This is a genomic window from Bradyrhizobium sp. LM2.9, from assembly GCF_054056555.1.
On record NZ_JBSRYJ010000002.1, the window covers coordinates 6,704,422 to 6,726,993 of the forward strand.

The following is a 22,572-nucleotide window of genomic DNA, read 5'->3' on the forward strand; positions in this document are numbered from 1 at the left end:
AAGAAAACCGGCCGCGGAGCGATCCGCGGCCGGTTGGTGTTGATTTGGATCTGCCGCCGATCAGGTCGCCTTGATGTCGACGTCCTTGGTCTCGGGCAGGAAGAACAAGCCGATCACGACGGTAATCGATGCGAAGATGACCGGATACCAGAGGCCCGCATAGATATCGCCCGTTGAAGCCACGATGGCGAAGGCGGTCGCCGGCAAGAGGCCACCGAACCAGCCGTTGCCGATGTGGTAGGGCAGCGACATCGAGGTGTACCGGATGCGGGTCGGGAACAGTTCGACCAGCATCGCGGCGATCGGGCCGTACACCATGGTGACGAAGAGCACCAGGACGAACAGCAGTCCGACAACGGCGGCTACCTGCGGACGGAAGATGTCGAACGGATGCGCCATCTTCACGATGCCCGTATCGCCGGCCTTCGGATACCCGGCTGCCTGCGCGGCGGCGAGGAGCGCCGGATTACCGTCCTTGGCGTTGGCGTAGGCAACTTCCTTGCCGTTGACCATCACCTTCACGCCGGAGCCGGCCGCACCTGGCGTGGTCGTGTACTTGACCGACGACTGCGACAGGTAGGCACGTGCGGTGTCGCAAGGCGAAGTGAAGACGCGGGTGCCGACCGGGTTGAACAGGTCGCCGCAACCTGCGGGATCCGCCACCACCTCGACCTTGACCGATTCGATCGCCTTTTCCAGCGCAGGATTGGCGTTGGTGGTGATCATCTTGAAGATCGGGAAGAAAGTGAGCGCCGCGATCAGACAGCCGCCGAGGATGATCGGCTTGCGGCCGATCTTGTCGGAGAGCATGCCGAACACGATGAAGAAGCCGGTGCCGAGCAGCAGCGACCAGGCGATCAGCAGGTTGGCGGTGTAGCCGTCGACCTTGAGGATCGATTGCAGGAAGAACAATGCGTAGAACTGGCCGGTGTACCAGACCACGCCCTGGCCCATCACGCCGCCAAGCAGCGCCAGCAGCACGAGCTTGCCGTTCTGCCAGTTGCCGAAGGCTTCCGTCAGCGGGGCCTTCGAGCTCTTCCCCTCGTCCTTCATCTTCTGGAAGATCGGGGATTCGTTGAGACGAAGCCGGATCCAGACCGAGACGCCAAGCAGCAGCACCGAGACCAGGAACGGAATGCGCCAGCCCCACGCCGCGAACTCGGGTTCGCCGAGGGCGGAGCGCGTGAACAGGATCACCAGCAGCGACAGGAACAGGCCGAGCGTCGCCGTGGTCTGGATGAAGGACGTGTAGTAGCCGCGCTTGCCGTTCGGAGCATGCTCCGCGACGTAGGTCGCCGCACCGCCATATTCACCGCCGAGCGCCAGGCCCTGGGCGAGGCGCAGCGCGATCAGGATGATCGGGGCCGCGATGCCAATGGTCGCCGCGTTGGGCAGCAGGCCGACGATGAAGGTCGACAGACCCATGATCAGGATGGTGACGAGGAATGTGTATTTGCGGCCGACGATGTCGCCGATACGGCCGAACACGATCGCGCCGAACGGGCGCACCAGGAAGCCTGCCGCGAAGGCCAGCAGCGCGAAGATGTCGCGGGTTGCCGGGGGATAGGCCGAGAAGAACTGCGCGCCGATGATGCCGGCCAGCGACCCGTAAAGATAGAAGTCGTACCACTCGAAGACGGTACCGAGCGAGGAGGCGAGAATGACGAACCGTTCGTCTTTCGTCATCCCACCCTCGCGTGCTTGAGACACAGCCATTGTCGACATGTTGAGTCGCTCCCCGAAAAATCGTTTCCTCACGCCCTAGGTGTCCGGGCGGGCCGGATCAACCTAGGTCTTGCCCTCAAGGTAACATTGGCGTGAAACCCGCCCCAATACGACTTTTGGCCTTTCGCACTGACGCGCAGCTGACGGCGGATATCGGGCCGCCGCGTGGCCTCCGGATTAACCCCTTTGCTTTAAAGGAATAATGCGCCCTTGCATGCCACGGCCGCTCAGGGAAGAATTAGGGTGCTGCGGCGTTGACTCGCCGCCCGGCGCGAACGACAGCAAGAGAACGATGAACGCTCCTTCCACCCATCTCGTCATTGCCGATGACCATCCGCTGTTCCGCGACGCGTTGCGGCAGGCGGTGGCGGGCGTCCTGACCTCGGCCAGGATCGACGAGGCCGGATCGTTCGAGGATCTGACCAAGCTTTTGGAACAGGCCTCTGACGTCGACCTGATCCTGCTCGACCTCTCGATGCCCGGGATCTCCGGCTTTTCCGGTCTGATTTATCTGCGCGCCCAATATCCGGCGATCCCGGTGGTCATTGTCTCGGCCTCCGACGACAGCGCCACGATCCGCCGCTCGCTCGATTTCGGCGCCTCGGGTTTCATCCCGAAGCGGTTCGGCGTCGAGACCCTGCGCGATGCCATCCTCAAGGTGATGGAGGGTGACGTCTGGGTTCCCGCCGACACCGACCTGTCGGCCGCCGCCGACCCGGACATGACGAAGCTGCGCGACCGTCTGGTGACGCTGACGCCGCAACAGGTGCGGGTCCTGATGATGCTGTCGGAGGGGCTGCTCAACAAGCAGATCGCCTATGAGCTCGGCGTCTCCGAGGCCACCATCAAGGCGCACGTCTCGGCCATCCTGCAAAAGCTCGGCGTCGAAAGCCGCACCCAAGCCGTCATCGCCGCCGCGAAGATCGCCGGCGGCCAGTGGAGGCAGGGCACCCCGACGGGGTGAGCCTGAGCGAGCTGCGCGACCGCGTGTGTGTCGCCCTCCTGTCAATCCGCCAGCGCGAAAATATTCCACTTTACCGAAATTCGGTTTTGACGTATGTGTCGTCCATCCCGGCTCACCCTTGAGGGGCGACCATGTGTCGTGATGGTCGTAGAGCCGGGCTTGCGGTGGACGCGACAGCGTCGGGCGCGAAAGTCCGGGCAGGGCGGATTGCTCTTCGTGAGCCCAGAACTTCGTGCCGACGAGCGGCGCTGTCAGGTTCGTCTCGCCAGTATTCTTCCGGCAATGTCGACAACGCCGGGAGATAATGCGGTGAGCAGCGAGCCGTGCGTACGGCAAAACCGTGTGGTCCTGGCCGTCGTTGCTACGGTCAAGCCTTTGCGGATGCGGCACTTGCGTTAACCGGCGCGGCGTCGCGACTTTCGTGAAGGCGAGGGAGGCCAAAACGAACTCGGCTCCCGGGAGAGCACGGCATAAGCCGTAAAGCCACTGCGCAGGGAAGGCCGAGTGATTGGCTACACCTGTATGCTGCTGTGCGGTTTCCTTGCGCTACCTTTCGCGCAGCGGACCGCGGGTGCCAGCCGGCACCCGGCCTTCCCTGCGCCCTCCTGGACAAGAGGGTGAAGCGACCAAGCAAAGCTCGGGTGAAATCCGCCGCGAGGATGCGAAGGCGTGTCTGCGAGTTCAAATCTGCATTGGAGGATGGCGATGCCGCCCCTTGCTCGCAATGACGATGCGGTGCGCCCTATAATGTCTGCAGCAAAGCGTTGGCTATTCTGATATCCGCAGTCTCTAATCCCTCGATAAAACCTTCGAGCGCCGATTGAAGCAATCGTTTCGCTTCCTCGCGCCGGTCGCGTTCGGCAAGGAATCCGGCAAGATCGATCGCGGCCCGCAGCTCCCAGGCTTTGGCGCCTTTGCGGCGACTCAATTCCAGTGATTGCACGAAGTGGGCTTCTGCCTGATCGGCCTCGGGCTGCGGGCGGGCCAGGAGAACCCTGCCCCTGATGCGCAGCAGCTCGGGCATGTACAGATGATCGCCGCTCTGCTCGACGAGGCTGATCGCATCGTCGAGCAGGCGTGCACCTTGTTCGACTTGCTCGAGCGCCAGAAGACCGTTCACAAGCGCGATGTTGAACGTCGTGGTGAGCAGCTCGTAGCCGGCATCGTGAAGCTCGCGCAGGCACGCCTCGATCGTCTCGACGCCGCTAGCTGCGGCGCCGCGTCGGATCGCCAGCTCGCCTTTGACGCCGCGGCCGACCGCAAGATAAGGGCCCATCGAGCGCGATTCGGCATGGGCGATGAAGCGGTCGATGTTCTCTTCCGCGCCATCGAGGTCTCCGCTCCAGAGATCGATCGAGACCGCCCAGATCAACGCGATGCAGAGCGTGATCGGATGGTCCATCTGCGCGGCCTCGATGACCGTCTGCCGGGCCAGTTGCAACGCATCGGCGGGGCGGCCCTGCAACCAAAACTCTCGTGCGAGCGAGATGCCGGCCCGGTTGCGGTGATCGAAGCCATAGACGGTGCTGATCCGTTCCGTGCCCGGCCCGTGCCAGGCGGCCTCCAGCATGGTCAACGCGTCGCGATGCTCGCCGGCCAGATGCAAGGAGACACCCAGCAGCGAATGGGCGAGGGCGAGCGAGGCGGCATCGCCGAGTGTCTCGGCGACTGCGAGGCTTTGCTGCGCATAGCCGAGCGCGGCGTCGAACTGTCCCATCCGCTCGTGGAAGATATGCACGCGGCCGAGCAGCTGGAGCTGGTTCGGCGCGTCGCCGCGCGCCTCGGCGATCGCAAGGCTCCGGCTCAGGGCGGCACGTGCCGCTTCGCTGCCGCCGCGCGTGAACATCAAGGTCAGTCCGAGCGCGGCCTGGATGTGCATTTCCTCGGCACTGCCGCGCGAGGCCGGATCGATTGCAAGCAGCGCCAGTTCAGACCAGCGCCGGCATTCGATCAGCAGCGACATGGCGAGAAAGATGGGAGCCGCCGCAGCGGCGAGTGTAACGCCGATGCCGGCATCGCCGTTCACGCCAAAACACCAGTCCAGCGCGGCGCGGACGTTGTGAAGCGCGGAGAAATGGATCGCGCGCTCGTCGGCGCTCGGCACCGTGGCCCATGTCGTACCGGCCTGCTCCAGCCATCGCCGGTAGTAGGTTGCGTGGCGGGCGGCGAGCGCTGCGTCATCAGGTTCGACATCGCGCAGATAGGCGCGCGTCGTGTCGAGCAGACGATAGCGCATCATGGCGCCGATCGGCCGCGGCACGACCATCGACTTGGCGACGAGGCCGTCGATGGCGTCGAACAGGCGGGAGCGGTCGACCCGTTCGTCCGGCACGATCTCCAGTGCGGCGTCGATGGTGAAGTGACCCGCGAAGACCGCGAGCCGGCGCAGCACCACGCGCTCGATGTCGGACAGGAGCCCGTAGCTCCAGGCCAGCGTCGCCTGCAATGTCTTCTGTCGTGGCGGCGCCGTGCGCTGGCCCTGCCAGAGCAGATTGAGGCGCTCGTCGAGCAGCGTCGCGGTCTGCTCCAGGCCGTAGGCTTCGACCCGGCCGGCGGCGAGTTCGATCGCCAGCGCCATGCCGTCGAGCTTGCGGCAGATGCCGGCGACGATCGCGGCATTGGCATCGTCGAGCGCAATCTGCGCGCCGCCGGCCGTGGCACGTTCGAGGAAGAGCTGAAGCGCGGGGTAGGTCTGCGCCGCGGCCGCCGTCAGTCCGGGATTGTCGGGCGGAACGGCCAGCGGGGCCAATCGATAGACCTGCTCGCCCTCGACGCGTAGCGCTTCGCGGCTCGTCGCCAGGATATGGACATGCGGTGCGGCGTGGAAGATCTCGGCGGCCAGCGGCGCTGCGGCTGCGACGACGTGTTCGCAATTGTCGAGGATCAGCAGCATCCGCTTGTCCCGGAGATGAGCGAGCAGCGCGGGCAGGGGATCGTCGGTTTGCGCCGGCAGGCCGAGCATCAGCAGGATCGAGGTGATCACGAGATCGGGATCGCTCAATGCGGCAAGATCAACAAAGTGCGCGGCGTCGGAGAATGTTTCGAGCAGGTCGTGAGCGATCGCAACCGCAACGGCAGTCTTGCCGACGCCGCCCGGGCCGACGATCGTGACGAAGCGCGAGCCGATCAGCCTGTCGGAGACGGCGGCGACTTCATCGTCGCGCCCGACCATCCGTTGCAGCCGGTTCGGCAGTTTGACGGGCGGCAATTCCGCTCGCCGTGCGGCGCGCCGCTGTGCCGGGAGTTCCACCCGCGAGATCGGCGCCACGAAGCAATAGCCGCGGCCGGAGAGGGGTGTGGCGATGTAGCGGGTGCCGTCGTCGCCAAGGACCTTGCGAAGCGCCGCGACGTGAAAGCGCAGATTGGCTTCCTCGACCGTGATGCCGGGCCACACCAGCGCCATCAGATCAAACTTGCTGACGACCTCGTTCGGCCGCGACATCAGCGCGATCAGCGTGTCGAAGGCCTTTGCACCGAGCGGCAGCGCGACGCCATCGCGCATCACGAGTCTTTCATGCGGCATCACGGTGAATGGTCCAAACGACAGGGTTCCCGTTGCGGTGCCGGCCGGCTCGGTCATGGCGGAATCCTGATCGTTTCGAAGGGACCGGATAGCCAGATGATCGCGATCCGGCAAGGCCGTCCCTGCATCGGCATCAGACCGCGGATGCAGGCCTTGCGAGGGGTGCGAGCCGAGACCTCACAACTTCTCACAAGTCCAAACGGGTGTCCCGAGGCCGCCGCTGCTAGTCAGTTGTGCGACGGCAAGGAGACCTCGATGACCCAAGCGGCAAAATTGCTCTACACGGCCCGGACCCACACCAGCGGCGGGCGACAGGACGGCATGTCGCGCAGTTCAGACGGCCGCCTGGACGTCAAGCTGTCGCCGCCGGGCGGCGCGGGTATCGGCACCAACCCCGAGCAATTGTTCGCGGCCGGCTGGTCGGCCTGCTTCGAGGGCGCGATGGAGATCGCGGCCCGCAAGCGGAAGATCCAGCTTCCAAGGAAATGCGCGATCGACGCGGAGATCGACCTCGTGCTCGACGAGGGCGCCTATTCGCTCAGGGCACGCCTCGATGTCAGCCTTCCCGGTCTCGATCGCGAGATCGCGCGCGGCCTCATCGATGAGGCGCACCAGACCTGCCCCTATTCCAAGGCCGTTCGCGGCAACATCGACGTCACGGTCGCGCTGATCTGACGCACCAACACCAACCAACCATCAACAAGGTAGCAACACCATGAAACAGATCATTGACCAGCACCGGCGTCAGTTTTTCGGCGTGGCGGCGGGAACCGTCGCCGCCGGCCTTGGCGTGATCGGCCTCGCCCGCGCCGAATCGGAAGCGCCGCGCTCCTCCGCGACGAATGCGTCGTTCGGCGCGATCAAGCAGATCGATGCCGGCGTCCTCAACGTCGGCTACGCGGAGGCCGGTCCTGCGAACGGTCCCGTCGCGATCCTGCTGCACGGCTGGCCTTACGACATTCACGCCTTCGTCGATGTCGCGCCGATCCTGGCAAAGGCCGGCTATCGCGTCATCGTCCCTTATCTGCGCGGTTACGGCTCGACGCACTTCCTCTCCGGCGAGACGCCCCGCAATGGCGAGCCGGCCGCAATGGCCGTCGACATCATTGCGCTGATGGACAAGCTCGACATCAAGAAGGCGGTCGTCGCCGGTTTCGACTGGGGCGCGCGCACCGCCGCTATCATCGCCGCGCTGTGGCCGGAGCGTTGTCGCGCGCTGGTGTCGGTCAGCGGCTATCTGATCTCCAGCCAGGCCGCGGGCAACGCGCCGCTGCCGCCATCGGCCGAGCTGCAATGGTGGTACCAGTTCTATTTCGCGACCGAGCGCGGCCGCGCCGGATACGAGAAGTACACGCATGATTTCGCAAAACTGATCTGGAAGCTCGCTTCGCCGCAGTGGAAGTTCGACGACGCCACCTTCGCCCGCAGCGCGGCGGCGCTGGACAACAAGGATCATGTCGCGATCACGATCCACAATTACCGCTGGCGGCTCGGGCTCGCCCAGGGCGAAGCGAAATACGAGCAACTCGAAAAGAAGATCGCGGCGGCTCCCGCCATTGATGTGCCGACGATCACAATGGAAGGCGATGCCAACGGCGCGCCGCATCCCGACGCGAGCGCCTATGCCAAGAGATTCTCCGGTCGGTACGACTATCGTCTGATCACCGGCGGCATCGGCCACAATCTGCCGCAGGAAGCTCCACAAGCCTTTGCCAAGGCCGTCATCGATGCCGACGGCGGCGCCTGAGGATTTGCTCGACACTTCGGTCCAGCGCGGCTGGGCCGAGGCCTCACACGTGATCCCAGCTTGATGAAGCGTCATGACGATGAAATCTGAAAAGACCAAATTTCTGTCCTACACAACGATGATTGTGCTGGCTGCGCTCCTCCTCGTCGTTGTCCTGACATGCGTGCCGTATCTGGTCACGATCGCTTTCGCGGAGGAACCGGCGGATGCCTCGCCGATCTTCGGCATCACTGTCCCGCCCGGCTACAAGCAGTGGCAGCTGATCGCACCGGCCGAGGAGGCGGCTCCCTTGGACGAGCTGCGTGCCATCGTCGGCAACAAGACTGCGATCGATGCTTATCAAGACAACAAGCTTCCGTTCCCGGACGGCACCATTCTGGTCAAGCGCGCCTGGAAGCGGAAACAGTCGCCCGAATTTTCGTCCGCAACCATTCCCGGAGAGCCCACCACCGTCCAGGTGATGGTGAAGGATTCCAGAAAATATGCCTCGACCGGCGGCTGGGGTTTTGGCCGCTTCGTCAACGGCAAGCCGGTCGACGAGGCCCAGCATCGCACCTGCTTTGCCTGCCACGAAGCCCGAGTCAGGAGCCGCGATTACGTCTTCACGCGGCTCGCGCCGTGAGTGCGGCGTGTCACTCCGCCGCGACCATCTGCTGGGTGCGCCACTGGCCGAGCAGGGCGCGCAGCGATGCCGGCTTCACCGGCTTGTTGAGCACCGCGACCTTTTCCTCGCGCGCAGCCATTTGCACGGCGGGGCTGCGGTCGGCGGTGATCAGGATTGCGGGGATGCCGTCGCCGAACCGGCGGCGGATGTCGCGGATCGCGGCGATGCCGTTGCCGCGGTCGAGATGATAATCGACCAGCAGGCCGGTGACGCGGCCGCCGGCACTTTCGATCGCGGCGATCGCGCCTTCGGGATCGGCGACCGCGATCACCTCGGCGTCCCACGCCTTCAGCAGCGTGCGCATGCCGTCGAGGATCGCCGCGTCGTTCTCGATGCAGACAATGAGCGCGCCCGAGATCGGCGCGCGCGCCAGCGGCGTCGCGCTCGTCACCGCGGCGGTGTGGGTGATCGCCTTCGCCGTCGGCACAGTTACGGAGAACACCGAACCGCCGCCGACATTGGAGTCGATGGCGATGCCGTGATTGAGCACCCGTGCCAACCGCTCGACGATCGACAGCCCGAGCCCGAGGCCGCGCGCGATCCGCGCGCCTTGCTCGAGGCGGTGGAACTCCTTGAAGATCTCGCTGCGCTTGACCGGCGGGATGCCGACGCCGGTGTCGTAGACGCAGATCTTGAGCGAGGGGCCTTGGCGGCGGCAGCCGACCAGCACGCGGCCGCGCGGTGTGTATTTGATCGCGTTGGAGATCAGGTTTTGAAGCAGGCGCCGCAGCAGCAAGCGGTCAGACTCGACCGGCAGCGAGCAGGGCACGAAGGCGAGCTCCAAATTCTTGGCGCGTGCGATCGGCGCAAACTCGATCTCCAGCGAACGCATCAGATCGGCCATCTTGAAGCTCGAGATCGAGGTCGTCATCGCGCCGGCGTCGAGCCGGGAGATGTCGAGCAGCGCGCCGAGGATCTCCTCGATCGCCTGCAGCGATTCGTCGATGTTCTCGACCAGCCGCGTCTCCTCGCCGCTGTGCTGGCGCTCGACCAGGCTCGTGACATAGAGCCGCGCCGCGTTCAGCGGCTGGAGAATGTCGTGGCTGGCGGCGGCAAGGAACCGCGTCTTGGAGATGCTGGCGTCTTCGGCCGCGCTCTTGGCCTGAGCCAGCTCGGAATTCAGCCGGGTCAGCTCCTCGGTACGGTCGCGCACCCGCTTTTCCAGCGTCGCATTGGCGCGCTCCAGCGCTGCGGCCGCCTCGAAGGTGGGGGTGACGTCGGTGAAGGTGATGACGAAGCCGCCGCCGGGCATGCGGTTGGTCAAAATCTCGATCACCATGTGGCGATCGGGCAGGCGCTCCAGATAAGGCTCGCCGTCGGTGGTGTAAGCTGCGAGCCGGCGTTCCAGCATGGCCTCGCGCTCTCGACCGGATCGTTCGGCTCGCTCACGCCCATGAATTCGAGGATTTCACGCAACGGCGTGCCGAACTGGATGAAATGCGGGGGAACGTTGAGGAGATCGCCGAACTGCCGGTTGGAGCAGATCAGTTGCAGATCGGCGTCGAACACCGCGATGCCCTGACGCACATGGTTGAGCGCGGTCTGGAGGATCTCGCGGTTGAAATGCAGCGCCGCATGGGAATCGTCGAGCAGCTTGAGTGCAGCCTTGGCGGAGACCGTCCGCTTGCGCAGCAGCAGCGACATCACGAGCCGCGAGGAGGCTGCGCCGATCGAGGAGGCGATCAGGTGCTCGGCGTGCTGCAACAGCTCGAGATCGGCGGGTGCCCCGTGCTCCAGCCGCACATTGCGCCGCGCGGTGAATGCCTCGAACGAATGCCGCGCGCGGTCCGGCCCGAGATATTGCGCCACCGTGGTCTGGATGTCCTGCACCGTGACCGTGGTGCGCCAGCGGCGGAAGTTCGGCGAGATCGGCGCCAGCGTGTTGGGCACGAACAGATCGGCCTGCACCAGCTCGATCGAAGACGGCCGGCGCGCCAGCGACAGCAGCACATAGGTGAGGATGTTGAGCGACAGCGACCAGATGACGCCGTGCATCAGTGGCGGCAGGTCGGCGCCGAACAGCGCCTGCGGCCGCAGCGCCTCGATCCCGAACGGTCCGTGCTGGAGCAGCAGGATGCCCGAAGTCGAGGAATCCATGAAGCTCGGGATGAACAGCGTGTAGAGCCACACCGCGAATCCGACCAGCATGCCGCCGATGGCGCCGCGCGCGGTCGCGCGCCGCCACAGCAGCCCGCCGAAGAAGCTTGGTGCAAGCTGGGCGATGGCGGCAAAAGACAGCAGGCCGATTGCCGCGAGCTGGGTGTTGCCGAGCGCGCGGTAGTAGAAGTAGGCCATCACCATGATGGCGAAGATCGCGAGCCGGCGCGAGCGCAACAGGAAGTCGCTGAAATCGGCGCCGCCGGTGCGTCCTTCCGGCCGTCGTTGCAGCACCAGCGGCATCACGAGGTCGTTCGAGACCATGATGGAGAGCGCGACGCATTCGACGATCACCATTGCGGTCGCCGCCGACAGGCCGCCGACGAAGACGGCGACGCTGAGCAGATTCGCGCCGCCTTCCATCGGCAGCGCCAGCACGTACATGTCAGGATCGGCGGTGCCGAACGGGAAGCTGATGAGGCCGGCGAGCGCGATCGGGATCACGAACAGATTGATGGCGACGAGGTAGAGCGGAAACAACCAGCGCGCGCGGCTGACCTCGGCATCCGAGGAATTTTCCACCACGCTGACGTGGAACTGGCGCGGCAGCAGCATGATCGCGCACAGCGACAGCAGCGTCATGGTCAGGAAGTTGCCGATCGACGGCGAATAGTTGATGGCGCGCACCGCCTCCGGGGTCTTCATGGCGCGCTCGATCAGTTCGTGCGGCGAGAACATCCAGAACGTGACGAAGATGCCGGCGGTGAGGAAGGCGACCAGCTTGATGATGGATTCGGTTGCGACCGCCAGCATCAGGCCGTGCTGATGCTCGGTGGCGTCGGTCTGCCGCGTGCCGAACAGCACCGCGAAGGCCGCCATCGCCAGCGTTACCATCAGCGCCATGTCGCCGACGATGGGGATGTGAGAGAAGGCCTGGTCTTCGCCCAGGATGGTTTCGAGCGAGGAGGCGACCGCCTTGAGCTGGAGCGCGATATAGGGCACCGAGCCGATGATCGCGATCAGCGCGACGGTCGCCGCCACCGCCTGGCTCTTGCCATAGCGCGCGCCGATGAAGTCGGCGATCGAGGTGATGTTGTGGGCTTTCGCGAGCTGGATCACGCGGCGGAGTACGCCGGCTCCGAGCCCGATCATCAGGATCGGGCCGACATAGATCGCGAGGAAGTCGGTGGACGTGCGGGTGGCGAAGCCGACCGAGCCGAAGAAGGTCCAGGAGGTGCAGTAGATCGCCAGCGACAGCGGATAAATCAGCCCGGAGGCGCGGCCGCGCCCGGCCGGCGAGCGGCGGTCGCCATGGCTCGCCACCAGGAACAGAAAGCCGATATAGCCGAAGGCGGCGGCGATCACGCCCCAGTCGTGCAGCATGGCGAGCGTGCTTCTCCCTGGGCGCGCTGGCAGCGCCCGATCTCATTTTCCCTGCAAATCTAGCGCGTTGGCCGGCGGCAGGCGACAGCGAAATGCCGTGCGGGCGCGGGAACTGGGGTTGTCGTTAAGGTGCAAACCCCAACGTCGTCCTGGCGAAAGCCCGGGACGCATAACAGCCGGACATGGTTATGGGCACCCCTATGATGGCCCCAGCGAGCGCAACAATTCACAGTCGGGGTAATGGGTCCAGGCTTTCGCCAGGACGACCCGGAGCTACTCCGCCGCCAGCGACTTCTCGCGCAGCGGCAGCCCGAGGCGGTCCCATACCTGGAGCAGGGCTTCGGCGAGCTGATCCACCAGGCCGTCGTCGTGATAGGGCGAGAGGGCGTGATGCGCAGGCGCTCGGTGCCCTTGGCGACCGTCGGATAGTTGATCGGCTGGATGTAGATGCCGTGCTGTTCGAGCAAGAGGTCGGAAGCCTGCTTGCACTTCTCGGCATCGCCGATGAACAGCGGCACGATGTGGGTGTCGCTCGACATCACCGGCAGGCCGGCGGCGTTGAGGATCGCCTTGACCCGGGCGGCGCGGTCCTGGTGGCGCTCGCGCTCCCAGTTCGACGTCTTCAGATGCTTGATCGCAGCGGTGGCGGCCGAGCAGATCGCCGGCGGCAGCGCGGTGGTGAAGATGAAGCCCGGCGCATAAGAGCGCACGGCGTCGATGATCTGTCCGTTGGCGGCGATGTAACCGCCGAGGCAGCCGAACGCCTTGGCGAGCGTGCCTTCGAGAATGTCGATGCGATGCATCACGCCGTCGCGCTCGGCGATGCCGCCGCCGCGCGGGCCGTACATGCCGACGGCGTGGACTTCGTCGACATAGGTCATCGCGCCGTACTTCTCGGCGAGATCGCAGATTTTTGCGAGCGGGGCGATATCGCCGTCCATCGAATAAAGGCTCTCGCAGGCGATCAGCTTGGGCCGGCTCGGGCCCGCAGCCTTCAACAGCGCTTCGAGATCGGCGAGATCGTTGTGGCGGAACACGACCCGCTCGCAGCCGGACTGGCGGATGCCCTCGATCATCGAATTGTGGTTGAGCTCGTCCGAGAGAATGAGACAGTTCGGAATGAGCTTCGCGATGGTCGCGATGCCGGTCTGGTTCGAGACGTAGCCGGACGTGAAGAGCAGCGAGGCGTCCTTGCCATGGAGATCGGCGAGCTCGGCCTCGAGCTGCACCAGCGGATGATGCGTGCCGGCGATGTTGCGGGTGCCGCCGGCGCCGGTGCCGACGCGCGTCGCTGTCTCGACCATCGCGCCGACCACCTTCGGGTGCTGGCCCATGCCGAGATAATCGTTGGAGCACCAGATCACGACGTCGCGCTTGCCCTTGGGCGAGTGCCAGAGCGCATGCGGGAACCGGCCGGCGATGCGCTCGAGATCGGCGAACACGCGGTAGCGCCGCTCAGTGTGGAGGCGATCAAGGGCGGAATTGAAAAACTGGCTGTAATCCATCGTCAAACCTGCAACGGAACTGACCAAAGGGCGGCATCTTCTTAGAGCTATTCCAGCTCTAATGTCTATGCGCTATCCCACATTTGGACCTGCGGGGCATTTGGGCAAAATGCCCTATCGTGCGATTTGAAACTTGATCCCGATCAAGTTCGCGCGAGATGCAATGTTGCTCTGCACCATCGGTTGAATTGGAGTCAGCGCTCAACTCGTTCTGAATTGAAGCACGCCGTCTTTCGTCTCCGCCGTTAGCCGGCCCTCGACGATCATGTAGTTGACATGGGCGACCAACTCGCCGGCGGCAAAACCCATCTGGTGTTCGTCGAGCACGTGCTTGTTGAACACGACGGGCACCAAGGCGCGCGAGGTCTGCGGCACCTCGCGGCAGGCTTCCGCGATCAGGCGGCAGCGCTCCTCGTGGTGATCGGCCAGCTGCTTGATGCGGGGCTTCAGCCCGTAGAACGGCACGCCATGGCCCGGCAGCACCAGCACATCATAGGGCAGCGTCGTGGTGAGGCTGGCGAGCGAGGCCAGATATTCGCCGAGCGAGTTCTGGTCGGGTTCGACCGCCCACACGCTGACGTTCGGCGAGATCTTGCTCAGCACCTGGTCGGCCGAGAGGAACAGCTTGTCGTCGGCGCAATACAGCATCACCTGGTCGAGCGCGTGACCGCCGCCGGTGATCACCTTGAACCGGCGCGTGCCGATCACGACGTCGTCGCCATGCGAGATGCGGCGGTAGGACGGCGGCAGCACCGAGACACGCTTGAGATAATCCTGGCCGCGGCCGAGCAGTTTTTCGGTGAGCGACTCGTCCATGCCGTGGCGGCGGAAGAACAGCCGTTGCGCCTGCTGCCGCTCCTCCGTGCCGCGGTTCTGGTGATAGACCGATTGCAGATATTCGACCTGCGACATCACCAGCGGGCAGTTGAATCGCTCGACGATCCACCCGGCCAGACCGACATGATCGGGATGGGAATGGGTCACGATCAGGCGCGTGATGTTGACGCCCTTCAGCGGCCCGTCGAACAGCTTGGTCCAGGCCTCGATCGTCTCTTCGTTGCCGAAGCCGGTGTCGACGATGGCATAGCCGTCGCCGTCGGCGAGCAGGTAGATGTTCACGTGGTTGAGGCGGAACGGCAGTTTCAGCCGCGCCCACAATACGCCCGGCTTCACCTCGACGACCTCTTCGGGGCCGGGATGCTGTTCCCATGGATAGCGCAGGGCCTCGGCGGAGGACTGCACGGTGTCGGCTTTTGCGTTCATTCTACCGGCTTAAACCCACTGGCTGCGGCGCGCCAGCCGAAAAAAGCCGCGCGGCGGCCGTCGCATGGCCGTCATACCGCAAGGGTTTTTCCGTGACCCGGATGGAGCCACGACAGGCCGGCGGCGGCTTACGCCGCCCGTATGTTGTTGAGGAACGCGTCGATCTCTCCGCGCAGCATGTCGGCTTCGCGGCGGAGCGCGTCGGAGGCGCCCAGCACTTCGTTCGCTGCTGCGCCGGCTTCCGCCGAAGCCGTGGAGACGCCGACGATGTTGCTGGAGACCTCGCTGGTGCCGCCGGCCGCATGCTGGATGTTGCGGGCGATCTCGCGGGTCGCCGCGCCCTGCTCCTCGACCGCGGCGGCGATCGTCGTGGTGACGTCGTTGATCTCTCCGATGATCCGGCCGATGCCCTGGATCGCGCCGACTGCCGAGGTGGTGACCTGCTGCATGCTGGCGATCTGGGTGCGGATCTCTTCCGTTGCCTTGGCAGTCTGGCTCGCGAGGCTCTTCACCTCGGAGGCGACCACCGCGAAGCCGCGGCCGGCCTCGCCCGCGCGCGCGGCCTCGATGGTGGCGTTGAGGGCGAGCAGATTGGTCTGCGAGGCGATGGTCTGGATCAAATCGACCACGACGTTGATGCGGCTCGCGCTGTCGGCAAGGCTCTGCACCGTGGCGTCCGTCGAACCGGCTTCGTCGACGGCCTTCCTGGCGATCTCGGCGGAGGTGATCACCTGCTTGCTGATCTCCTGGATCGAGGACGACAGCTGTTCGGTGCCTGATGACACGGTCTGCACGTTGACCGAGGTTTCCTCCGCGGCCGACGCCACTGCGTTCACCAGCGCGTTGGACTGGTCGGCGGTGTTCGACATGCTCTGCGCTGTCGTCTGCATCGAATTGGCCGACTGCGCGAGATTGTCGAGCGCGGAGCGCACCGTCCCCTCGAACTCGGCGATCTTCGCCTCCATGCGCGCGGCGCGCTCGGCCTTGGCGAGCCGATCCTTGTCCTGCTCGCCGGCGAGGGTCCGGGCTTCGATCATGCTGTCGCGGAACACCTGAAGCGTATCCGTCATCGTGCCGATCTCGTCATTCTGCTTCGCGCGCGCGATCTCGGTGTCGAGATCGCCGGCCGAGAGCAGCTGCATGGCGCGCTGGAGGCCTGTGATCCGGCGCAGGATGTTGCGGCCGACATAGAGCCAGACGAACAACGCCGAGCCGACCAGCATCAGCGCGCCGAGCGCCAGCATCGCGGTCGTCGCCAGCGAGATCTCCTGCCGCGCCTGGAAGGTCGACGCGTTGGTCTCCTTCTGCACGCCCTCGACGAGCTGCTGCACGCTGATGCCGAGGCCGACATTGAGCTTGCGGGTCTCGTCCAGAATGGTCTGGCCGTAGTCGATGGCGTCGAGCTCTTTCTGGCGGATCTTGAACACGCCGGTCTTGCCCTCGCCGAAGGCGAACAGCTTTTGCACGGTGTCGCGCACCGCCTGCATCGAGGTCATGTTCGGCAGGTCCTCGAGGTTCGACTTGACGCGGTCGCGCGTCGCCTTGAACTCCTTCTCGATCGCCTCCAGCGTGTCGCTGTTGTTGGCCGATAGCGCCGCCATCATGTCGGCGGCCATCAGATTCCCGTTGGCGGAGATGGTCGCGACCTGGGAGACGGTGCGGGCGGCTTCGGTGGCATCATCGGCGGAAACTTCCGCCGCGCCGAGAATCGCGTTCAGGCGCGTTTGCGCATCCAGCATGGCAGGACCGGCCGCACCGACGAAGGTGAGCTGCGCCTTGCGCAGCGCCTCATACTGCTTGTCGTGCAGCGCGCCGGTATCGAGCCGCTCGCGCGCGGCCGACACCAGGCTCTGGGTCGCCTCGTCGATGCTCTTGGCGGTGTCGCGCAGTGCGGTCGCGATCTGCTTGTCGGCGCCGAGCTCGATGATCTCGCCAAGTTTGGCCATGGCGAGCTGCTGAATCTCCTGCACCTTCTTGGTGCGTTCGTTCAGCGCCTCGTCGGACGGCGATGCCAGGAGGCCGGGCCCCTGCGCCGCGAGCGTTGCGCTTTGCGATGCGAGTTGAAGGCTCGCGGAGAGGCGCGGAATGTCGCGGCCGCTCAGGTCCATCATGGTGCTGCCGAGATGGTTGAAGACGAAGCCGGCGCCTGCGGCGATCAGGAGGCCCATGCCTGCGATCACTGCGAAGGCCGTGAACAGGCTGCCGCGCACGCCCCATTTCGGCATCTTGAAGCGAGGCTTGAAACGGCCAAGGACAGGGCCAAGAATGCCACCAAGACGGATCGCCATCGAAACTCCCCCACCCATGATCTTATGTTTTCGCCGCGGAGTATCCTTGGAGCGGGTTAAAAATTCGCAAGTTGCTCAATTGGTTGCGCGCGTTCCGCACAGCGAAAAAAGAAGGGCCGGCAACAATGCCGGCCCGTCATCACGATAAGGTCTTGGTAACCGTTCAGTAGCGCGCGACCGCCGAGTTGGCCCAGTTGAAGCGGTAATTGACGCCCGCCTTGATGGTGTGGTCGTCGGTGGTGAAGTTGCCGGAGCCCGCCAGCGGACCTCCGATGAAGTGCGCGTCGCCGAAATTGTAGTACTGGTACTCGGCCTTGGCCGACCAGTTCGGGGCGAACATGTATTCGAGGCCGGCGCCGACGGTGTAGCCGTTGCGGTGATCGCCAGCGATGACGAAGGCGGCCGGCACGCCGCCAACAGTGACCTTCTCGTTGTTGTCGGAGTAAGCGTAGCCGCCCTTCACGTAGAGGAGGCCCGGACCCCAGGTGTAGCCGACGCGGCCGGTGATCGAGCCGAGGCCGCGCTGGTCGTTGGTGTAGGCGACGCCGCCCGGGAACACCGCGCCGACGCTACCGGAGAGCCAGGAATACTGGCCTTCGACACCGACCAGGAAATTCGGGTGGAACTGCCAGTCCGCACCGGCCTGCACGCCGCCGAGAAAGCGGCCATTGCCGTTGTTGCCGGTGGAGAGGCCGTTGAAATTATTGTCGCTGGAGAATGCGCCACCGAGATGCGCACCGATGTAGAAACCCGTCCAGTTGTAGATCGGCGCGGCATAAGCCGGCGCGGGCGTCTTGTAATAATTGCGGTTACCGAGATCGGCAACCGATCGCCGGCGCAGCAGCGCCCACCATGAGCAGCGCAACGGTCGCAAACAGAATCTTCTTCATAGTCCAAACTCCAACACTTTGGTCCCCGGCAGGCGCGCTTTCCGCGCCGTCGTTGGTTTTGCAGATAGCTCGCTTTTGACGAAAATGCTGTCACATGCATGGCACAGCGGCAGCCAACCTAACTTATTGGCCTGTAAATGATTTTCGTGCTTAATGCCGGTTTAAGAAGTGGTGAAGGAAGACTTAATCCAGCGCTGTTCCGGTAACTTGCGCGCGTATCTCATTAACCAAGACGGCAACCAAGACGGCGCCGCGCCTCATCGCGCATCTGTTCGCGGAATGCAGCGCGCTTTGCGGGCCGGTCTTGCTCGCGCACGTCATGGCGATCGAAGACGTCGAACTTCTCCAGAATCGGATGGCGCTCGCTCGCCATCGCGAGCACGCGCAGCACCTTGGTTGCCGATGGTGTCGGGCCGCTCACCTCCCAGCGTCGGATGGTGTCGACGCCGCCCTGCTCCGGCAATCCGCAAAGCCGGGCCATGTCGGCCGCGGTGAGCTTGCGCTCAAGCGCCTCGGAGAGGTCGTTGCGGAGTTGCTTCAGTTCGGGGCCGGTCATGTCACCTCAATGCGCGAAGTCGTTGAGGTCCAATGCACTAGCGCTGATTCGGGTCGATCCGAAGGCGAGGCAGTCCGCCGCTGATGTCATCCATGTGACCTCGCCAGCGCGACGCAATCGACCTCGACGTCAAACGGGCCGGCCCGGGCGTAGATTTCGTTGAACGTGGCGAAATGCGCGGGATCCGGCGTGCAATAGACATTGCACTTCCTCTCCGCGTTCGGCGCGGTGCTGGCACCGAAATCCGCAAGCAGGCGAATCTTCTGCCGTCCATGCCTGGACTGGAGCGAGCTTTCGCAGGACGTTCGGCATTGATCTGAGCGGAAACGGCAGTCGCGCTCCGGCACCTTCGCGCGCGCACGGAGTTATGAACGGGAGGCCTATGGAAATCGTCCATTGAGTGAACAAATGGCACAAGGGGCCCGCAGCGTATGAAGGGATCAGCCATGACAAGCATCAAACCCGCCCTTGCGGTACTCGTCGCGATCGGGCTGCTTGCCGCGCCGCTTGCGGCTGAAGCCAAAAAGCACCGGTCGAGCCGATCTTACAGTACCGGCGTGGTGGCTCCGACCTATGGGAGCGCCGGATCGCCGGCGGCACAGCCCAGGACCTATGGGTCGACCGGGCAGTCGGTCGGGACGGTCACGGCGCCGTCAATCGGCACGTATAATACGCCATCGGTCGGCGTCACCAACACGGTCCCGACCTGGAACAACACCAACCCGCCCCTCAGATAGGGAACGTCCAATACCGGTCACCGTGTGCCGGTCGCGAGGCCAGAGAGAAGATAGAGCGCGACCAGCAATGTCGCGACCGACAGCATCGTCGTGACCGAGACCGTGGCAGCGACCAGCTTTTCCTCGACCTTGTGTTCGTGCGCCAGCACATACACGGTCTTCGCCGTCGGTACTGCCGCGCAGATGACGGCGGCGACCGTGTCGAGCGGGCTGAGGCTCAAAACCACACAGAGTCCGTAGACGATCAGCGGCATCACCACCAGTTTCACGGCGGCGAGCGCGAACGATGCCTTCAGGTTCGACCGCAGTCCCTCGACCGACAGACCTAGTCCGATGGCAAACAGCGCGCAGGGCGTGAGCGCAGCGGCAATCATGTTCAGATAGGCGATGCCCGGCGCTGGAATTGGCAAGCCGGTGATCGCCCATGCGAGACCAATGAGGGTCGACAGGACCATCGGATTGAGCAGGATTTGCTTCACCAGTCCGGCGGAATGTGCCGGCCCGCGCGCATTCCTCTCCAGCAGGACGACGGTGAGCGGAAACATCACGCCGGCCACGAACACCGTCGCCACCGCCGCGGGCAGGACGGCGGGCTGGCCGTAGATCGCGTGCAGGATCGGCAGGGCCACGAAGCCGGTATTGGTCATCGCCGCGGCCATGCCATGGATGGTGCTGCTGGCGAGATCGCGCTTGCCACCCGTGCGGACCACCAGGAACACCAGCGCAAAGCAGATCAGGGACCCGCCGCCGAACGCGAGCAGGAAGCGCCATTCCAGCAGATTGCGTGCCGGCTCCTGGGCGATCGTCACGATCAGTAGCGCCGGCATCGCGACGTTGTAGGCGAAATGCACCAGGGCATCGGCAAGCGAGCGGGAGAGATAGCCGAGCTCTCCGGCGAGCCAGCCGGTGACGATGATCGCGAAAACAGGAAGAACGAGGCTGGCGACCTCCATCCGGCTTCCCCTTGGCCAGGCAGATAAATGCCATCCTAGCTTGGAGATGCGCCGCCGTCACGGTTCAACCGGACCGCGGCGTTCGATCCGGTCCCTGCGATCTCAGGCGCCCCTGCGGCCCTGTTGGCCGATCACGCAGCGCCATCCGGCGAGGCGCTCGGCCGGATGCTGGTTCATCCATTCGGCGAGCTGCGGTGCGCCCATCAGGCAGGACTGCATCGAGACCTCGGCGAAATCGGACGTGGTGACGGTTTGCTCATGACAATTCGCCGGAGAGGCGAGGTTGCAGAGCACGGCGATGATCTTGATCACGCGAAATTGCCTCCGTCGCTGCGACGCGCAGTACCTCCGCTCGACTGGTCGCTGACCGGATCAGCCGGCGGGAAGATGCTGTCGTAGATCGCGCGTGCTTCTCGAATGAGGCGCTCTCGCTCGCGCTCCGATTTCGAGACAAACTGAATGACTTCGCCCATGATCGCTCCAAAACTTGGTCGGTACGTCATCATTAGATGACGTGTGTCATGTCATGCATGTAGGACGCCGCTTGCCGCTTTGAAGCCGGAGCAACGCTGATGGAGCAATAACAAGCGCGTGACTGCCCTGTTCCTAGGACGATCCGGCCGAGTATCGGCGCCAGAGCGGAATACCGCTCGTCTCACGCCGCCGGCGTGCGCTCCTCGCGTCCCGGTAACCGCCGCCAGCAGCTCGCGCGTATAGGCATGCTCGGGCGCGGCGAACAGCTGCGCGGTCGTTTTCAACTCGACGATGGCGCCGCGCTGCATCACCGCGATCCGGTCACAGATTTGGGCTGCGACGCGCAGATCGTGGGTGATGAACAGCATCGAGAGGCCGAGGCGTGCCTTGAGGTCTTCGAGCAACTTCAAGACCTGCGCCTGCACGGAGACGTCGAGCGCGGAGACGGCTTCGTCGGCGACGATGATCTCAGGCTCGAGCGCGAGCGCGCGCGCAATGCCGATGCGCTCGCGCTGGCCGCCGGAGAATTCATGCGGATAGCGCTCGAGCGCGCCGGCATCGAGGCCGACCATCCTGAGCAGATCGCGGGCGCGGTCGAATGCCACTTTCGGATCGGTGCCCGCCGCGATAGGACCGTCGGCGATGATGTGACCGACCTTGCGGCGCGGATTGAGCGAGGCGAACGGATCCTGAAAGATCATCTGGATGCGATGTCGCTCGGCGCGCAGCGCTTTGCCCGAGAGTGAGGTGAGATCGGTCTCGCCGATCCGCACCGTGCCGCGGTCGGCTTCGATCAGCCGCATCGCGAGCCGCGCCACCGACGATTTGCCGGAGCCGGATTCGCCGACGAGACCGAGCGTCTCGCCCTTGAGGATGTTGAAATTGACCGCGCGCGCGGCATCGACGCGGCGGTCTTCGCGAAACCAGCCGCCCGAGGTGACGTAAGTCTTGTCCAATCCGATCACCTCGACGGCTCTGGCCTGATCGTCCAGCGGCGCGCGCGCCGGCGGATCCATCGACGGCACCGCGGCGAGCAGCGCCTTGGTGTAGTCGTGCTGCGGCGCGTTGAAGACGGTTGCAGCGGGACCCTCCTCCACGACCTTGCCGTGGCGGAGCACTACGACCTGATCGGCGATGTCGGAGACCACGCCGAAATCATGGGTGATGAACATCACCGCCATGTTGCGGTTGCGCTGGAGGTTGCGGATCAGCTTCAGGATCTGTGCCTGCGTCGTGACGTCGAGCGCCGTGGTCGGCTCGTCGGCGACCAGCACCGCCGGTTCGAGCGCCAGCGCCATCGCGATCATGGCGCGCTGGCGCTGGCCGCCGGAGAGCTGGTGCGGATAGGCGCGCACGATGCGCTCGGGCTCGGGCAGGCCGACCTCCCGCGCCAGCGCCAGTGCCCTTGCGCGCCGCTCCCTCGGGGTGAGCAGGCCGTGCGCCTCGAACATCTCCGCCATCTGGTCGCCGATCCGCATCAACGGATTGAGCGCGGTCATCGGCTCCTGAAAGATCATCGCGAGCCGGCGGCCGCGCAGATCGCGCCAGCCGTCGTCATCCAGCTTGAGCAGGTCGCGGCCTTCGAACTGGATCTCGCCGGAGGTGACGCAGACCGTGTCCGGCAACAGACCCATCAGCGCATGCGCGCACATCGATTTGCCGGAGCCGGACTCGCCGACAACGCAGACGATCTTGCCGGGCCGCAGGTCGAGCGAGACGCCGTCGACAGCGAAGGGACGCTCGGCGCCCTTGGGCAGCGCGATCCGCAGATTCTTGATGGAGACGGCGAGCGGTGCGGTCATC

The 22,572-nt window shown here is 64.8% G+C and carries 14 protein-coding genes and 3 pseudogenes; 5 read left to right on the forward strand and 12 right to left on the reverse strand.

Annotation, left to right across the window (positions count from 1 at the left end; genetic code table 11):
• Positions 1-60 precede the first annotated feature (60 nt).
• Positions 61-1,686, reverse strand: coding sequence for an MFS transporter (locus ACVWW3_RS34320; RefSeq protein ID WP_247352379.1), 1,626 nt, complete (start codon positions 1,684-1,686; stop codon positions 61-63).
• 331 nt (positions 1,687-2,017) lie between these two features.
• Between ACVWW3_RS34320 and ACVWW3_RS34325 the strand changes: the two genes are divergently transcribed.
• Positions 2,018-2,689: a response regulator gene (locus ACVWW3_RS34325; RefSeq protein ID WP_247352380.1), complete on the forward strand. Its 672-nt coding sequence runs from the start codon at positions 2,018-2,020 to the stop codon at positions 2,687-2,689.
• A 742-nt stretch (positions 2,690-3,431) separates the two neighbouring features.
• On the opposite strand, the gene ACVWW3_RS34330 is transcribed toward ACVWW3_RS34325, so the two are convergent.
• A complete protein-coding gene (locus ACVWW3_RS34330; protein ID WP_456672290.1) occupies positions 3,432-6,269 on the reverse strand; it encodes an ATP-binding protein in 2,838 nt (945 codons plus the stop codon).
• A gap of 198 nt (positions 6,270-6,467) precedes the next feature.
• Between ACVWW3_RS34330 and ACVWW3_RS34335 the strand changes: the two genes are divergently transcribed.
• The 3 genes from ACVWW3_RS34335 (at position 6,468) to ACVWW3_RS34345 (ending at position 8,581) form a co-directional block, all read left to right on the forward strand.
• Positions 6,468-6,887, forward strand: coding sequence for an organic hydroperoxide resistance protein (locus ACVWW3_RS34335; RefSeq protein ID WP_456651737.1), 420 nt, complete (start codon positions 6,468-6,470; stop codon positions 6,885-6,887).
• 40 nt (positions 6,888-6,927) lie between these two features.
• Positions 6,928-7,959, forward strand: coding sequence for an alpha/beta fold hydrolase (locus tag ACVWW3_RS34340; RefSeq protein WP_456651736.1), 1,032 nt, complete (start codon positions 6,928-6,930; stop codon positions 7,957-7,959).
• Positions 7,960-8,077: 118 nt separating this feature from the next.
• Positions 8,078-8,581 (forward strand): cytochrome P460 family protein, encoded by a 504-nt coding sequence (locus tag ACVWW3_RS34345; RefSeq protein ID WP_456652130.1) that lies wholly within the window; start codon positions 8,078-8,080, stop codon positions 8,579-8,581.
• Between the two features lie 10 nt (positions 8,582-8,591).
• Here the strand turns inward: ACVWW3_RS34345 and ACVWW3_RS34350 are convergent.
• From ACVWW3_RS34350 to ACVWW3_RS34375, 6 genes and pseudogenes are all read right to left on the reverse strand, one after another.
• Positions 8,592-12,103: pseudogene (locus tag ACVWW3_RS34350) on the reverse strand (PAS domain-containing hybrid sensor histidine kinase/response regulator).
• Positions 12,104-12,376: 273 nt separating this feature from the next.
• Positions 12,377-13,608: pseudogene (gene hemA, locus ACVWW3_RS34355) on the reverse strand (5-aminolevulinate synthase).
• A gap of 201 nt (positions 13,609-13,809) precedes the next feature.
• On the reverse strand, positions 13,810-14,871 hold the full coding sequence (locus tag ACVWW3_RS34360) for an MBL fold metallo-hydrolase (RefSeq protein ID WP_456651734.1): 1,062 nt from the start codon (positions 14,869-14,871) through the stop codon (positions 13,810-13,812).
• Positions 14,872-14,999: 128 nt separating this feature from the next.
• Complete coding sequence (locus tag ACVWW3_RS34365; protein ID WP_456651733.1) at positions 15,000-17,159, reverse strand: methyl-accepting chemotaxis protein; 2,160 nt, start codon at positions 17,157-17,159, stop codon at positions 15,000-15,002.
• 163 nt (positions 17,160-17,322) lie between these two features.
• A pseudogene (locus tag ACVWW3_RS34370) lies at positions 17,323-18,049 on the reverse strand (outer membrane protein).
• A gap of 223 nt (positions 18,050-18,272) precedes the next feature.
• Positions 18,273-18,605 carry a hypothetical protein gene (locus ACVWW3_RS34375; protein ID WP_456651732.1) on the reverse strand — a complete coding sequence of 111 codons (333 nt, stop codon included), beginning with the start codon at positions 18,603-18,605 and terminating at the stop codon, positions 18,273-18,275.
• A gap of 446 nt (positions 18,606-19,051) precedes the next feature.
• On the opposite strand from ACVWW3_RS34375, the gene ACVWW3_RS34380 reads away from it, so the two are divergent.
• Complete coding sequence (locus ACVWW3_RS34380) at positions 19,052-19,342, forward strand: hypothetical protein (protein WP_456651731.1); 291 nt, start codon at positions 19,052-19,054, stop codon at positions 19,340-19,342.
• Positions 19,343-19,359: 17 nt separating this feature from the next.
• Here the strand turns inward: ACVWW3_RS34380 and ACVWW3_RS34385 are convergent, their stop codons facing one another.
• The 4 genes from ACVWW3_RS34385 to ACVWW3_RS34400 all read right to left on the reverse strand — a co-directional run bounded on the left by ACVWW3_RS34385 (position 19,360) and on the right by ACVWW3_RS34400 (position 22,571).
• The gene (locus tag ACVWW3_RS34385) at positions 19,360-20,295 is read right to left on the reverse strand and encodes an AEC family transporter (protein WP_456651730.1); all 936 of its coding nucleotides are present in this window, start codon (positions 20,293-20,295) and stop codon (positions 19,360-19,362) included.
• Between the two features lie 102 nt (positions 20,296-20,397).
• Complete coding sequence (locus ACVWW3_RS34390; protein ID WP_247344293.1) at positions 20,398-20,607, reverse strand: hypothetical protein; 210 nt, start codon at positions 20,605-20,607, stop codon at positions 20,398-20,400.
• Entirely contained in the window at positions 20,604-20,768 is a 165-nt protein-coding gene (locus ACVWW3_RS34395; protein WP_247344290.1) for a hypothetical protein, read from the reverse strand. The genes ACVWW3_RS34390 and ACVWW3_RS34395 overlap by 4 nt, the downstream gene beginning before the upstream one ends.
• 51 nt (positions 20,769-20,819) lie before the next feature.
• Complete coding sequence (locus ACVWW3_RS34400; protein WP_456672291.1) at positions 20,820-22,571, reverse strand: ABC transporter ATP-binding protein; 1,752 nt, start codon at positions 22,569-22,571, stop codon at positions 20,820-20,822.
• Between the last annotated feature and the right edge of the window lies 1 nt (position 22,572).